The sequence below is a fragment of the Streptomyces sp. H39-C1 genome, from assembly GCF_027158125.1.
In the GTDB taxonomy this organism is placed as follows: Bacteria; Actinomycetota; Actinomycetes; order Streptomycetales; family Streptomycetaceae; genus Actinacidiphila; species Actinacidiphila fildesensis.
The window spans coordinates 1-13039 of record NZ_JAPVLS010000090.1 but is presented as its reverse complement, the minus strand read 5'-3'; the positions used below and the strand labels follow the sequence as shown (position 1 = coordinate 13039).

9 protein-coding genes are annotated in these 13039 nt (G+C 73.1%); 5 read left to right on the top strand and 4 right to left on the bottom strand.

Translation table 11 applies throughout. The features are described from left to right. The first annotated feature begins 151 nt into the window (after positions 1–151). Entirely contained in the window at positions 152–1459 is a 1308-nt protein-coding gene (locus O3W51_RS38830; RefSeq protein ID WP_138357796.1) for an adenylosuccinate synthetase, read from the top strand. On the opposite strand, the gene O3W51_RS38825 is transcribed toward O3W51_RS38830, so the two are convergent. Beyond that, positions 1369–2139: a M15 family metallopeptidase gene (locus O3W51_RS38825; RefSeq protein ID WP_138357797.1), complete on the bottom strand. Its 771-nt coding sequence runs from the start codon at positions 2137–2139 to the stop codon at positions 1369–1371. The genes O3W51_RS38830 and O3W51_RS38825 overlap by 91 nt on opposite strands. Before the next feature lie 123 nt (positions 2140–2262). On the opposite strand from O3W51_RS38825, the gene O3W51_RS38820 reads away from it, so the two are divergent. Beyond that, positions 2263–2847: an NUDIX domain-containing protein gene (locus O3W51_RS38820; protein ID WP_138357807.1), complete on the top strand. Its 585-nt coding sequence runs from the start codon at positions 2263–2265 to the stop codon at positions 2845–2847. A gap of 69 nt (positions 2848–2916) precedes the next feature. On the opposite strand, the gene O3W51_RS38815 is transcribed toward O3W51_RS38820, so the two are convergent. Continuing rightward, positions 2917–5298 carry a glycoside hydrolase family 31 protein gene (locus tag O3W51_RS38815; protein ID WP_138357798.1) on the bottom strand — a complete coding sequence of 794 codons (2382 nt, stop codon included), beginning with the start codon at positions 5296–5298 and terminating at the stop codon, positions 2917–2919. Positions 5299–5536: 238 nt separating this feature from the next. Between O3W51_RS38815 and O3W51_RS38810 the strand changes: the two genes are divergently transcribed. Then, positions 5537–7546 carry an acetoacetate--CoA ligase gene (locus O3W51_RS38810; protein WP_269288626.1) on the top strand — a complete coding sequence of 670 codons (2010 nt, stop codon included), beginning with the start codon at positions 5537–5539 and terminating at the stop codon, positions 7544–7546. 57 nt (positions 7547–7603) lie between these two features. On the opposite strand, the gene O3W51_RS38805 is transcribed toward O3W51_RS38810, so the two are convergent. Together O3W51_RS38805 and O3W51_RS38800 are read right to left on the bottom strand one after the other, a co-directional pair. After that, positions 7604–9166: a cellulose binding domain-containing protein gene (locus O3W51_RS38805; RefSeq protein ID WP_138357800.1), complete on the bottom strand. Its 1563-nt coding sequence runs from the start codon at positions 9164–9166 to the stop codon at positions 7604–7606. 98 nt (positions 9167–9264) lie between these two features. Further along, complete coding sequence (locus O3W51_RS38800) at positions 9265–10593, bottom strand: aminotransferase class I/II-fold pyridoxal phosphate-dependent enzyme (RefSeq protein WP_138357801.1); 1329 nt, start codon at positions 10591–10593, stop codon at positions 9265–9267. A 115-nt stretch (positions 10594–10708) separates the two neighbouring features. On the opposite strand from O3W51_RS38800, the gene O3W51_RS38795 reads away from it, so the two are divergent. After that, complete coding sequence (locus O3W51_RS38795) at positions 10709–11959, top strand: MFS transporter (protein ID WP_138357802.1); 1251 nt, start codon at positions 10709–10711, stop codon at positions 11957–11959. A 162-nt stretch (positions 11960–12121) separates the two neighbouring features. Continuing rightward, on the top strand, positions 12122–12982 hold the full coding sequence (locus O3W51_RS38790; protein ID WP_138357803.1) for a hypothetical protein: 861 nt from the start codon (positions 12122–12124) through the stop codon (positions 12980–12982). Positions 12983–13039 lie beyond the last annotated feature (57 nt).

Below are 13039 nucleotides of genomic sequence, written 5' to 3'. Positions count from 1 at the left end.
CAGGGCGGCGGACGAACCCGACCGGCACCTTCGAGCGGACACGCGCGTTCGCCGCCCGAGGAGATACCCCGGCGGGCCCCCGACCTTCGCACCGCACCGCGCGGAGGCGACCGCCTCGCCGAAGCGACCAACGAACCACCCCGGAGGGACCATGCACACCATCGTCGCCGACCTCGGCTACGGGGACGCGGGCAAGGGTGCCGTCGTGGACCGGCTCTGCTCGGCGGAGCCGGTCCGGGCGGTGGTCCGCTTCAACGGCGGCGCCCAGGCCGCGCACAACGTCGTCACACCCGACGGACGCCACCACACCTTCGCCCAGTTCGGCTCCGGCACCCTGCGCGGGACACCCACGTACCTGTCCCGCTTCATGCTCGTCGACCCGCTCGCACTGGCCGCCGAGGCGGACCACCTCACCGCGCTCGGCGTCCGGGACCCGCTGTCGCTGCTCACCGTCGACCGGGACGCCGCGCTCACCACCCCGTACCACGCGGCCGCCAACCGGCTGCGCGAACAGGCCCGCGGCGGGGAGCGGCACGGCTCGTGCGGGATGGGCATCGGCGAGACCGCGGCCTACGCGCTCGCCCACCCCGAGGACGCGCCCCGGGTGGGCGACTGCGTCTCCCGTCCCCGTCTGCTGCGCAAACTCGGGCTGCTGCGCGACCGGTTGTCCGACGAGCTGGGGCGGCTGCCGGCGCCGCCCGTCGAGCACTGCGCGGACGCCTTCGCGGCGTTCGCCCGCGCGGTCACCCTGGCCGGCGAGGGGCATCTCACGCGGCTGCTGGCCGAGGGGCCGGTCGTCTTCGAGGGCGCGCAGGGCGTCCTCCTCGACGAGTGGCACGGCTTCCACCCGTACACGACATGGTCGACCACCACCTTCGCCAACGCCGAGACGCTGCTGGCCGAGGCGGGCGGGGCGGGCACGGCGCTGAAGCTCGGTGTCGTGCGCACGTACACCACCCGGCACGGTCCAGGACCGCTCGTCACCGAGGACCCGGAACTCGCCCGGGAGCTGCCGGAACCGCACAACGGTCACGGCCGCTGGCAGGGCGCTTTCCGCACCGGGCACTTCGACGCGGTGGCGCACGCCTACGCCGTCGAGGTCTGCGGGGGAGTGGACGCGCTGGCAGTCACCCATCTCGACGCCCCCGCCCGCTGCCCCGGACTGCGGATCGCCCGCGCCTACGGCATGGACGGGCGGCTGGTCGAACGCCTGCCGGCCGGCGCCCCCGGCGATCTGGGGCGCCAGGCCGGGTTGACGGCCCGTCTGGAGGCGGCCAGACCGGCCGTCTGGGAGACCCCCGGTGCCGACCCGGCCGCCTGGTCGGCCGCCGTCGGCGAGGCGCTGTCCGTACCCGTCGCGCTGGAGTCCTACGGGCCGACGTGCGCGGACGTCAGGGACCGCCGGGAGACCGGGAAGTCGAAGTACGTGTCGGGGAACCGCTCGGGTGTGTACGTGTAGTGCCACCACTCCTCGGCGAGATTGACGAAGCCCAGTCCTTCGAGGGTGCCCTTGAGCAGCAGGCGGTTCTCCCGCTGCACACCCTGGATCCGCGGGTCCAGGGTGTGCGAGAGCGTGTCGAAGTAGTCGAACGGGGTCCCCATGTCGACGCTCCCGCCCGAGAGTCGCACGATGGTCACATCCATGGTGCTGCCCCGGCTGTGCCCGGACCTGGCCGCGATGTAACCGTCCTCGAACAGCCGCGACTTGTCGACATTCGGATAGAACTCGCTCTTCATCCGCTGGTCGTCGAGGTCCTTGGCCCACGCCACGAAGTGGTCGACGGCGCGCTGCGGCCGGTAGCAGTCGTACACCTTGAGCGAGTACCCGCGGCGCAGTAGCTTCAACTGCGCCGCGTGCAGGGCCTCGGCGGCCGGCCGGGTCAGCAGGCAGATCGGCTGCCGGTAGCCGTCGATGGGCACCCCGACGAAGTTGTGCGCGGTGGCGTAGCGCATCTCCTGGAGGATCGTCGGGTCGACGTCCCGCAGCGCCACGAACGCCTTGGGGGCCTTCGGCCCGCCGCCCCCGTGCCCGTCCCCGGACCGTGCCTGCGCCGGTGCGGCGGCGGTGCCCGCAGCGACGGCGATGAGCGTGGCGACGGACACGGCGAGGGTGCGGAGCACGGTCGTGAGTCGTGGCATGGGTCCTCCAGCGGTCGGACGGATGTGTCGGACGGAGTCAGGCGTGATCGTTCGGGCCAGGCGTGATCGTTGACGCGGAACAGTGTCGCGGATCGGTGACGCGGGCGGGTGATCCCGGAGTTGATGCTCCCGGTGCGGGTGATCGGATACAGTCCCGGCGTGCCCGATCGTGAGAAGGACTCCCACTGCTCCTCCTGCGGAACGGCGTTCGGCCCCGCCGCCGGATGGCCGCGGACCTGCGCCGCCTGCGGCGCCACCGCCTACCGCAACCCGCTGCCGGTCGCGATCACGCTGCTCCCGGTCCGCGACGACGCGGGCACCGGGCTCGCCGTCATCCGCCGCACCATCGAGCCCGGCCGCGGACTCCTCGCCCTCCCCGGTGGATTCATCGACCACGGTGAGACCTGGGAGCAGGCCGTGGTGCGGGAGCTCCTCGAGGAGACCGGGATCGTGGCCGCGGCCGACCCCGCGCTCGCCGACACCCTCACCGACGCGGAGGGCGGGTTCCTGCTCGTCTTCGGGCTGCTGCCGCTCCGGGACGCCGCCGACCTGCCGGCGTCGGTCCCCACCGACGAGACCGAGGGCTGGGAAGTGCTGTACGAGCCCGCCGAGTTGGCGTTCCCGCTGCACACCCTGGCGGTCCGCCGCTGGTTCGACGGCGGTTACGGCGAACACGGCGACAGGACGGTCCGGCCCGGAGCCCGCTGAGAGCGTCGTACCGACGGCCGTCCCGTCGGCGGCCGTCACTCCGTCACCCCCGTCACTCCGTCACCCCCGTCACTCCGGCAGGCCGCGCACCCGCACCCGGTGGCCCACCTCGTCCTCCCCGTCGCGCTCCACCACCACCTGCCCGTCGGCCAGCCGGGTCGTGAAGCGCTCCACCAGCGGTGCGGCCCAGCCGTCGCCTTCATCGGTGAAGAGGATCCCGCCGCCGGTGCGCCCCGCCACCGGGGCCCACACCTCCAGTTCCACGGCGCCGTCGTCGCCCGTCACCGGCAGGACCGCTCCGGCCCGCGCCAGCACCGGGATCCGGCCGAGCGGCGCGTCCAGCAGGATCTGTCCCGGCCCCTCGTACGCGGTGCCGGTCGCGGTGTCGTACCAGCGGCCCCGCGGCAGCCGGATCGCGCGGGTGACCGAGCCGCGCTCCAGGACCGGGGCCACCAACAGGGCGTCGCCCAGCAGGAAGGCGTCCCCGCAGCCGCGCAGCCTGCGGTCCTCCGGGTCGTTCCACCACAGCGGCCGGACGTACGGTGCGCCGGTACGCCGTGCCACGTGGGCGAGGGTGTCGAAGTACGGCAGCAGCCGCTTCCGTTCCCGCAGCGCGGCCGCCGCGTGCTCCTCGACCTGCGGCCCGAACTCCCACGGTTCCCGCCGCCCCGCCGTGATCGCCGAATGGGTGCGGAAGAACGGCAGGAAGGCACCGAGCTGGAACCAGCGCAGATAGAGCTCGGGGGACGGTGTTCCGGTGAACCCGCCGACGTCGGGCCCGGAGTACGGCACCCCGCACAGCCCCAGCCCGATCACCAGCGACAGCGAGGCCCGCAGCCCGGACCAGCCGGTGGTCACATCGCCCGACCACGTCCCGCCGTACCGCTGCATGCCCGCCCAGCCGGAGCGGGAGAACAAGAACGGCCGGGTGTCGGGCTCCAGTTCCCGCAGCGCCTCGTAGCCGGCGCGGGTCATCGCCAGCCCGTAGACGTTGTGGGCCTCGCGGTGGTCGCCACCGCGCCCCTCCAGGGCGTGCCGGGCCGACCGTGGCAGGGTCGGCTCGCCGAACGCGGCGAACGACACCGGCTCGTTCATGTCGTGCCACACCCCGGCGAAGCCCTGCGCCAGCCGCTCCGCGTACAGCGCTCCCCACCACTTGCGGACCCGCGCGTCGGTGAAGTCCGGGAAGACCGCCTCGCCCGGCCACACCACGCCGCGCACCTCCTGGCCCCGGGCGTCCCGTACGAACGCCCCGGCGGCCGTCCCGCTGTCGTACACCGGGTTGCCCGGCTCCGCCTTCACCGCCGGATCGACGATCGACACCAGCCGCACCCCGTCGCGCCGCAGCTCCGCGGCGAGCCCGGGGAGATCGGGGAACCGCTCCCGGTCCACGGTGAAGACCCGGTGCCCGTCGTAGTGGTCGATGTCCAGGTGCAGCGCCGACAGCGGCAGCCCGCGCTCGCGGAAGCCCGCCGCGACCCTGCGGACCTCCTGCTCGCTGCCGAAGCCCCAGCGCGAGTGCTGGTAGCCCAGCGCCCAGCGCGGCGGCAGCGCGGGCCGGCCGGTCAGCGCCGTCCAGCCCGCCAGGATCCGGGCCGGCGAGCCGGTCAGCACCCAGTAGCGCAGCGGCCCGCCGTCGACCCGCAGCTCGCAGCCGCCCGGCCGGTCGTGCCCGGAGCCGGCGCCCTCCTCCCCGTCGCGCAGCGTCACATGGCCGTCCCACGTGTTGTCGTGGAAGACCAGATGACAGCTGGCGTCCGCGACCACCATCTGCACCGGCATGGTGATGTACAGCGGGTCGTCGCCGGGGCCGAAGGAACCGCCCGGGTCGGTGTTCCACAGCCGGTACGAGCCCTCCCGCAGCCGCGGTCCCGACGCCCGGCCGCCCAGGCCGAACACACACGCGTCCGCGGCGGTCTCCGAACGCTGCACCCAGCGGGTGCGGTCACCCGGCTCCCGGCCCGCCGGATCCCACCAGCGGGGCGGCAGATCGCGCCGCAGCAGTATGCCGCCCGGGGTACGGAACTCCACCGCACCGTGGCGCGAGACCAGCACCGTCACCCGCTCCGACACGACCCGCCAGCCGTCCCCGTTGCGGTCGCTCTCCAGCTCCACGCGGGTGTCCACCGGCGGGCACTCTCCCCCGAAATCCGTCCGGGGCGACCCCCACAGCGCGTACGACGGCTCCGGCTCGGCCCCGTCCCAGCCGCAGAACACCGCGCCGCCCACCGCGACCCGCACCCGCAGCGACGAGCGGGTGAACCGCACCACCCCGCCGCCCGGCAGCGGCTCCACCCCCTGCGCGGGGCCGGGCACCCGGGCCCGTTCCGCTCCCCGCCGCGGCAGGTCCCGCCCGTCGGTGCGCTGTCTGCGCCACGCGGACCGCAGTGTCCGCAGGCCGTTCGCGGACCCGACCATCCGTACCGACCGCACCAGGTCCCGAGAATCCATGGCGCCCACCCTTCCACTGCTCCCGGCCGCCGTACCGCGCGTTCAGCCAGCGTTCACCTGTAGGTGAACCACATCGCGGCATTCCCCGTTGTGGGGGTCCCGCCCTGGCGCCGAAGACGATCACATGGCATCGTCCTGCCCAGCCCTGCCGTAGGACATTCCGCCCGCGCAGGGTCCAGCCGCACACAGAGCGACGTGTCGCCGTACCCGTCTCGTCGTACCGTCCGGGAGCCGCCCCATGAGCACCACGACCGAGCCCGCCCACGCCCCGGAGCCCTTGTGGACCCCCGGCCCCGAGCGGGTCGCCGGCGCGCGGATCACCCACTTCCAGGCCTGGGCCGCGCAGCACCACGGCGCCCCGGCCGGCGATCCCGCGGACCCGCTCGCGAGCTACCGGGCGCTGCACGCCTGGTCGGTACGGGAGCCGGCGGTCTTCTGGGGGGCCGTCGCGGAGTGGTTCCAGGTGCGGTTCTCCACCCCCTACGAGGCCGTGCTCGGCGACGCGTCCATGCCGGGCGCCCAGTGGTTCACCGGCTCGGCCCTCAACTACGCCGAGCACGCGCTGCGTCCGGCCCTGGACCCGGAGCGCGCCGACACGCCCGCCCTGGTCCATCTGGACGAACGGCCGGAAATCGCCGAGACCAGCTGGGCCGAGCTGAGCCGGCAGGTCGCCTCCGTCGCCGGCCGGCTGCGCGACCTCGGCGTCGCTCCCGGCGACCGCGTCAGCGGCTATCTGCCCAACATCCCGCAGGCCGTCGTCGCCCTGCTCGCCACCGCCGCCGTGGGCGGCGTGTGGACCTCCTGCGCCCCGGACTTCGGCGCCCGCAGCGTCCTGGACCGCTTCCAGCAGGTCGAGCCCGTGGTCCTGTTCGCCGTCGACGGCTACCGCTACGGCGGCAAGGAGCACGACCGGACGGACAGCGTCGCCGAGCTGCGGGCCGAGCTGCCGTCGCTGCGCGCCGTCATCCACATCCCGGTGCTCGGCACACCGGCGCCGGACGGCGCGCTGGAGTGGGACAGCGTCGTCTCGGACGACACCGCTCCCGCGTACGAGCAGGTGCCCTTCGACCATCCGCTGTGGGTGCTGTACTCCTCGGGCACCACCGGCCTGCCCAAGGCCATCGTCCAGTCCCAGGGCGGCATCCTGCTGGAGCACCTCAAGCAGACCGGCCTGCACATGGACCTCGGTCCCGGCGACCGCTTCTTCTGGTACACCTCCACCGGCTGGATGATGTGGAACTTCCTGGTGTCGGGCCTGCTGGCCGGCGCCACCGTCGTGCTCTACGACGGCAGCCCCGGCTACCCCGACACCGGCGCGCAGTGGCGGATCGCCGAGCGGACCGGTGCCACCGTCTTCGGTACCTCCGCCGCCTACGTCATGGCCTGCCGCAAGGCCGGGGTCCGGCCAGGGCACGACTTCGACCTCTCGGCGGTCAAGTGCGTCGCCTCGACCGGCTCACCGCTGCCGCCCGACGGGTTCCGCTGGATCCACGAGGAGGTCAAGGAGGACGTCTGGATCGCGTCCGTCAGCGGCGGCACCGATGTGTGCAGCTGCTTCGCAGGCGGCGTTCCCACCCTTCCCGTCCACATCGGGGAACTGCAGGCCGCGGGGCTGGGCACCGACCTGCAGGCGTGGGACGTGTCCGGCCGGCCGGACATCGACGAGGTCGGTGAGCTGGTCGTCACCAACCCCATGCCGTCGATGCCGGTGCGGTTCTGGAACGACCCCGGGGACGCCCGCTACCGCGAGAGCTACTTCGAGATGTTCCCCGGCGTGTGGCGGCACGGCGACTGGATCACCATCACCTCGCGCGGCACCGTGATCATCCACGGCCGCTCCGACTCCACCCTCAACCGGCAGGGCGTCCGGATGGGCTCCGCCGACATCTACGAGGCCGTCGAACGCCTCCCGGAGATCCGCGAGTCGCTCGTCATCGGCGTCGAACTGCCGGACGGCGGCTACTGGATGCCGCTCTTCGTCCACCTCGCGCAGGGCGCCGCGCTCGACGACGGGCTGCGCGGCCGCATCAAGGACGCGATCCGCGCCGAGCTCTCCCCGCGCCATGTCCCGGACGAGGTCATCGCCGTTCCCGCGGTGCCCCACACCCTCACCGGCAAGCGCCTGGAGGTCCCCGTCAAACGCCTGATGCAGGGCGCGGCGCTGGACAGGACGGTCAACCCCGGCTCCGTCGACGACATCGAGGTGCTGCGCTTCTACGAGCGGCTGGCACAGGACCGCCGGGCCTAGATTCCTGACGGCGTGTGCCGTGCTGACGCGGCCGACCGCGTCAGCACGGCGCCGCCCTCACCCGGTGTACTGGGCGAAGATCTTCGAGAACTCGTAGGGCGACTGCGGGACGTTGGTGCACATGTACAACGCCCCGTTGCAGGCGTTGCGGTCGCGGGTCTCCTCCCAGAAGCCGAGCATGCCCAGGTGCTTGCCCTGGGCGAACGACACGAGCTGCCGGGAGTCGGCCTGGTCGAAGATGTGCCCGTCGTCGTTCTGGCCGAGCATCGGGGTGACGCCGGTCATCGCCCACAACTGGGCGTCGGTCTTGGCGGGGTACAGGGTCTTGAGCTGCGCCTGGGTGCTCTGCGCCGCCTGGACGGCCGCATCACCGTAGTCCGTGGCGCGGTAGTAGTCCATGGCCATGACGTTGACGGCGTCGAGGGTGACGCCCGCGTCGCGCGCGGACTTCACGATGGTGATCCCGTCCGCCGTCAGACCCTCGGGCAGCACCGGCAGGGTGAGCGAGATCCGCAGCCCGGGGTGCGCCTGCTGGAGCCGGGCCAGCGCCTGGGAGCGACGGCTGATGGAGGCGGGTTCGGCGGTGGCCGCCCCTTCGATGTCGAAGTCGGCGTAGGTCAGGCCGTACGCGGTGACGACGGCGTCGTACTCCGCGTACAGCGAGTCGACGGTGGTGCAGGCCTGGGCGAGTTCCGATCCGGAGGCGCCGCCGAAGGAGATCTTCACGTCGCCGCCGCCCGCCCGGATGGCGTCGACCTGGTCCTTGGCCCAACCGGCCCGCGGGTCATAGGCGTTGAACCACATGGCCTTGCAGCTGGAGGCGGTGATGAAGGCCATGGTGAAGCTCTTCAGCCCGCTCGCGGAGGCCATGGCGGGCATGCTCGGCGTCGGCCAGGCACCCATGTCGACATACGGGGCGGTGTGCACGGTGCCGGGGCCCGGGCCGCCGCCCGTGGTCGTGGTGCCGCCGGCAACCGCGCTGTAGGCGGAGGTGTTGCCCGCCGCGTCCTTGGCCCGGACCCGGAAGCTGTAGCTGGTGGTGGCCTGCAGTCCGGTGGCGGTGTACGAGGTGCCGGTCACGGCCACGGGTGCGGCGCCGTCCCGGGAGACCTCGTAGCCGGCGACCGAACCGGAGTTGTCGGTGGAGGCCGTCCACCGCACGGTGAGCGAGGAGCCGGTGGCCGAGCCGACGGTGACGCCGCCGGGTACCGATGGGGCGGTGGTGTCGGGCGGCCCCGCCTCGCAGGAGCCGCCGTTCAGCAGGCAGTTGGCCGGGGTGCCGGTTCCGGCGGCGACCCAGCCGAAGACCGCTGACGCGCCGGGTGCCAGGGTGCCGTTGTAGTCCCGGTTGGTGAACGTGTAGTGCGAGGCGTTCTTGGTGAGCAGCGCGTCCCAGTAGCTGCCGACACTGCTTCCCGACGGCAGGTCGAACTCGACCTTCCAGCTGGTCAGGGTGGAGGTGCCGCCGTTGGTGATCCGGTACTGGGCCTGGTAGCCCGAGCCCCAGTCGGAGGTCTTGCTGAACGCCGCCGAGGCACCGCCCGCCGCGGCGGCGGGCGGCGTGAGGAACAGGACGAGCGTCCCGAACAGTGCCAGGACGAGCGTGAGGGATCTTCGCATACTGGACTCCCATAGGTCTGTACCAATGCCGCCCAGTACGTGAATACTTGACCACCAGGTGCACGTCAAGGTTCACGACAGGAGTCACTGATGACCCGTCAACCTCCGTAGGTGCTTTCCGACTCACCCAGCACTGCCGCGAAGTCGCCCGCCAGCCGGGCCGCCTCCTCCACCGGCAGGGCCGCCGTGGTGATCCGCACCCCGGGCGCCGACGCGGTACGGAACCGGGCGCCGCCCGCGACCCACCACCCGTGCGACCGCAGTCCGTTGACCACCGCCGACTCGTCCCTGACCGGCACCCAGACGTTCAGCCCGCTCCGGCCGTGCGCGGTGATCCCGCGGTGCGCCAGTTCACCGATCAGCGCCTCCCGGCGGGCGGTGTACGCGGCCTCGGCCCGCGCCACCAGCGCTGCCGTCGCCGGATCCGTGAGCAGCCGCAGCACCGTCTCCTGCAGCACATGGCTCACCCAGCCCGAGGTGAGCAGCAGCAGCCCGTCGTGCCGGGCCAGCGACGTCTCGTCGCAGGCGAGCGCGGCCCACCGCAGGTCGCTGCCCAGATGCTTGGACACGGTACGGACCTGCGCCCAGCGGGGGAGGCCGCCGGTGGTGAGGGAGTGCAGCGGGACCCCGGAGGTGTCCGCCGTGTAGTCGTCCTCGATGACCAGCACCTCGGGGGCCGCGGTCAGCACCGCCAGCAGGTCCGCCCGGCGCCGCTCGGAGAAGCACGCGCCCAGCGGGCTCTGCGAGCGCGGCATGCAGACCACCGCCCTGGCCCCCGCGCGCAGCGCGGCCCGCAGCGCCTCCGGCCGCATCCCCTCCTCGTCCACCGCCACCGGAACGATGCGCAGCCCCAGCGCCGGAGCGAGGTCCAGCAGCCGGTGGAAGCCCGGGTCCTCCATCGCCACGGCGTCGCCCGGCCGCAGTTCGGCCGAGAGCAGCCGGCCGATGCAGTCCAGCGCGCCATGGGCGAACGTCACGTGTGCTGCCGGTACGCCGTCGCGCCCGAACCAGCGGCGGGCCACCGCTTCCAGTTCCGGCAGCCGCGGCGAGGTCCGGTGCGAACCGGGCCCCGGGGTCACCCGGGACGGCGGCACCAGATCGGGCAGGAACGCCGGATCGGGGTGGCCGCCGGCCAGACTCCGTACGCCCTCCGGGGTCTTGGGCGGGCGGCGCGAGCCACTCGTCCCGACGGAGGGGGCCTCGGCGACCACCGTTCCGCCGCGCCCGCGGGTCAGCACGATGCCGCGCTGGCGCAACTCCTTGTAGGCCGTGGCCACGGTGCCCGGACTCACCCCGAGATCCTCGGCGAGCCTGCGCACCGGCGGCATGGCGCTGCCGGGCGGCAGCGAGCCGTCCGCCACCGCACGTTCGACGGACGCGGCAATGCCCTTGGCGGTTGTACCACTGATCGCATATTGTGTTGCCACATTCGCAAGTATGTATTGATACAAAGACGGAGTCAAGGGGGAACGGGTGCGGAAGCGACCGGGGACGGGGACAGGGATGGCGGCGCGGATTCCGGGAGGGCCCGACGGCCGCCGGATGCTCTGGATCAACTTCGTGGACAAGACCGGGTCCGGTCTCTGGCTGAGTGTCACGGCGCTGTACTTCCTGGTCGTCGCGGACCTCAGCGCGAGCCGGATCGGTCTGCTGATGGGACTGGCCGGCGCCGTCGGCATCGCCGGCTCACCCGTCGCCGGCCGGCTCGCCGACCGCTTCCGCCTCACCCGGCTGCTGCTCGCCGTCCAACTGCTGCGCGCCGCCTCCGGCCTGCTGATGCTCGCCGCCCACGGCTTCTGGCAACTGCTGCCCCTGGTGGCACTCGGCAGCTTCGGCGAACGCTCCGCCTCCGTGCTCACCAAGCTCTACGCCGCCCGCGTCGCCGGCCCCGACCGGTCCCGCTACCAGGCGGTCCAGCGCACCGTCGTCAACGTCGGCTACACCCTCGGCGGCCTCGGCGCCTCGGTCGGCCTCGCCTTCGGCAGCGCCACCGTCTACCGCGGCCTCCTGCTCGCCGACGGCCTGTCCTTCTGCGTCGTCGCCGTACTCGTCGCCCGCTGCGCCGAACCCCCGTCCGCCACCCGGACGGTGGCCTCGTCCGCCACCAAGTGCCCGCCCGCAGCCGCCCGCCCCGCGGCAGCGCCCGCCAGCCCATGGCGCGACCGCGGATACCTCGGCTACGCCGCCACCGACGCCCTGCTCTTCCTCGACGGCTCCGTACTGCGCGTCGGCATGCCGCTGTGGATCATCAGCGCCACCACCGCGCCGCACGGGCTCGCCGCCCTGCTCTTCGTCATCAACACCGTCGTCGTGGTGCTCTTCCAGGTCCGGCTCTCCCGCCACGGCCACACCCCGCACCTCGCCGCCAGGACCCTGCGCCACGTCGCCGCCTGCTACTTCCTCGGCGGAGCCGCCGTGGCCGCCTCCGTCGTCGACGACCGCTGGGCGGCCATCGCCGCGATGCTCGTCGCCGCGGTCGCCTTCACCTTCGTGGAGATGTACCAGGCCACGGTCTCGTGGGAACTGTCCGTGGCCCTCGCCCCGGACGACGCGCAGGGCGCGTACGTCGGGGTGCACGGACTGGCCCAGTCCGCCGAACGCGCCGCGGGACCGCTGATCATGACGACGGCGGTCATCGCGGCGGGGCCGCTCGGCTGGCTCGGCCTCGGCACGGCCCTCGCCGGCACCGCGTTCCTGCAGAAGCGCATGGTGCTGCGGCGCCTCGACTCCACACGGCCGGTGACGAACCCGTCCGGATTGTCAGTGTCTCCGATTACAGTGAGTGACAATTGATCGTCACGCCGAGGGGGAGCCATGGCACACACCAGGAACGGGAAGCGGAACAGGAACAGCGGCCGGACGAGCGGCCGTTCACGGGACAGCTCGGGCGGTCGCCGGCCGGAGCGTTCACGGGACCGCGCAGAGGACCGCTCACGGGGTGTTGTTCCGCGCCGGGTGAGCCAGCGGCGCGCCCTGCGCCGTGAAGCTCCCGTCATCGTCGCGCTGCTCGCCGGTGAACGGGATTTCGCCGTGATGCGCCGCTACCGCGGCTTCCCCTGCGAGGACCACCCCGAGTATCTGCGGCAGATGGACGGCCTGCTGCGCTCGCTGCTCTCCCAGGGGCTGTTCGTCACCGTCACCCTCTTCGATCCCGGGGAGTACGCGGAGTACTGCGCCGACACCGGCCAGGACCCGGACACCCCCGCCACCCGCGCCCGCTACACCGCCGACATCACCGCGGGCGGCCCCGGCGTCCCGTACAGCGGGCAGCCGGTGCGTCAACTCCTCGCACAGCTTGGCCACGAGGCCGACCGGCAGATGGCCTGGGACCGCGCCACCGAGGTCCTCACCGCGGCGGAAAGCCGCACCGACGGCGGCCGCGAACGCGCGAGCATCGCCTTCGAACGAGCCTCCCGGGCGCTGACAGGGCTCATCGAAACCGCCGGCACCGGCATCCACCACGTCGTCTGCAGCGTTCCGCTGGACGGCACCCCACTGCTCGCCGTCCTCACCGCGGAGCGCGCCGAATCGGGCCGGATCCACTTCGCGGAGGCCGACGCCCTGGTGTTCTGCACGGTCCTCGCCGCGGCCGCCGTCAGCGACAGCCCCGGCGGCATCGTCGTCCGGTCCACCGGCGCCGACGGACGGGACGAGGTACGCGGCTGGTCCCTGCGCGACGGCTGGCCGCAACCGCTCACCGAGGCGGAGGTCTTCAACGCCTACTGCACCGACGCCGAAACCGGCGAACCGGTACCGCCGGAACCGGGCGTCACGTACCGGCCCGGCCTGCCGCTGCGGCAGGCGCCGCGCGACTGACGCGCACCCCGACGAGCGAGGGGCGTTCCACCGGAAACCGGTGGAACGCCCCTCGGA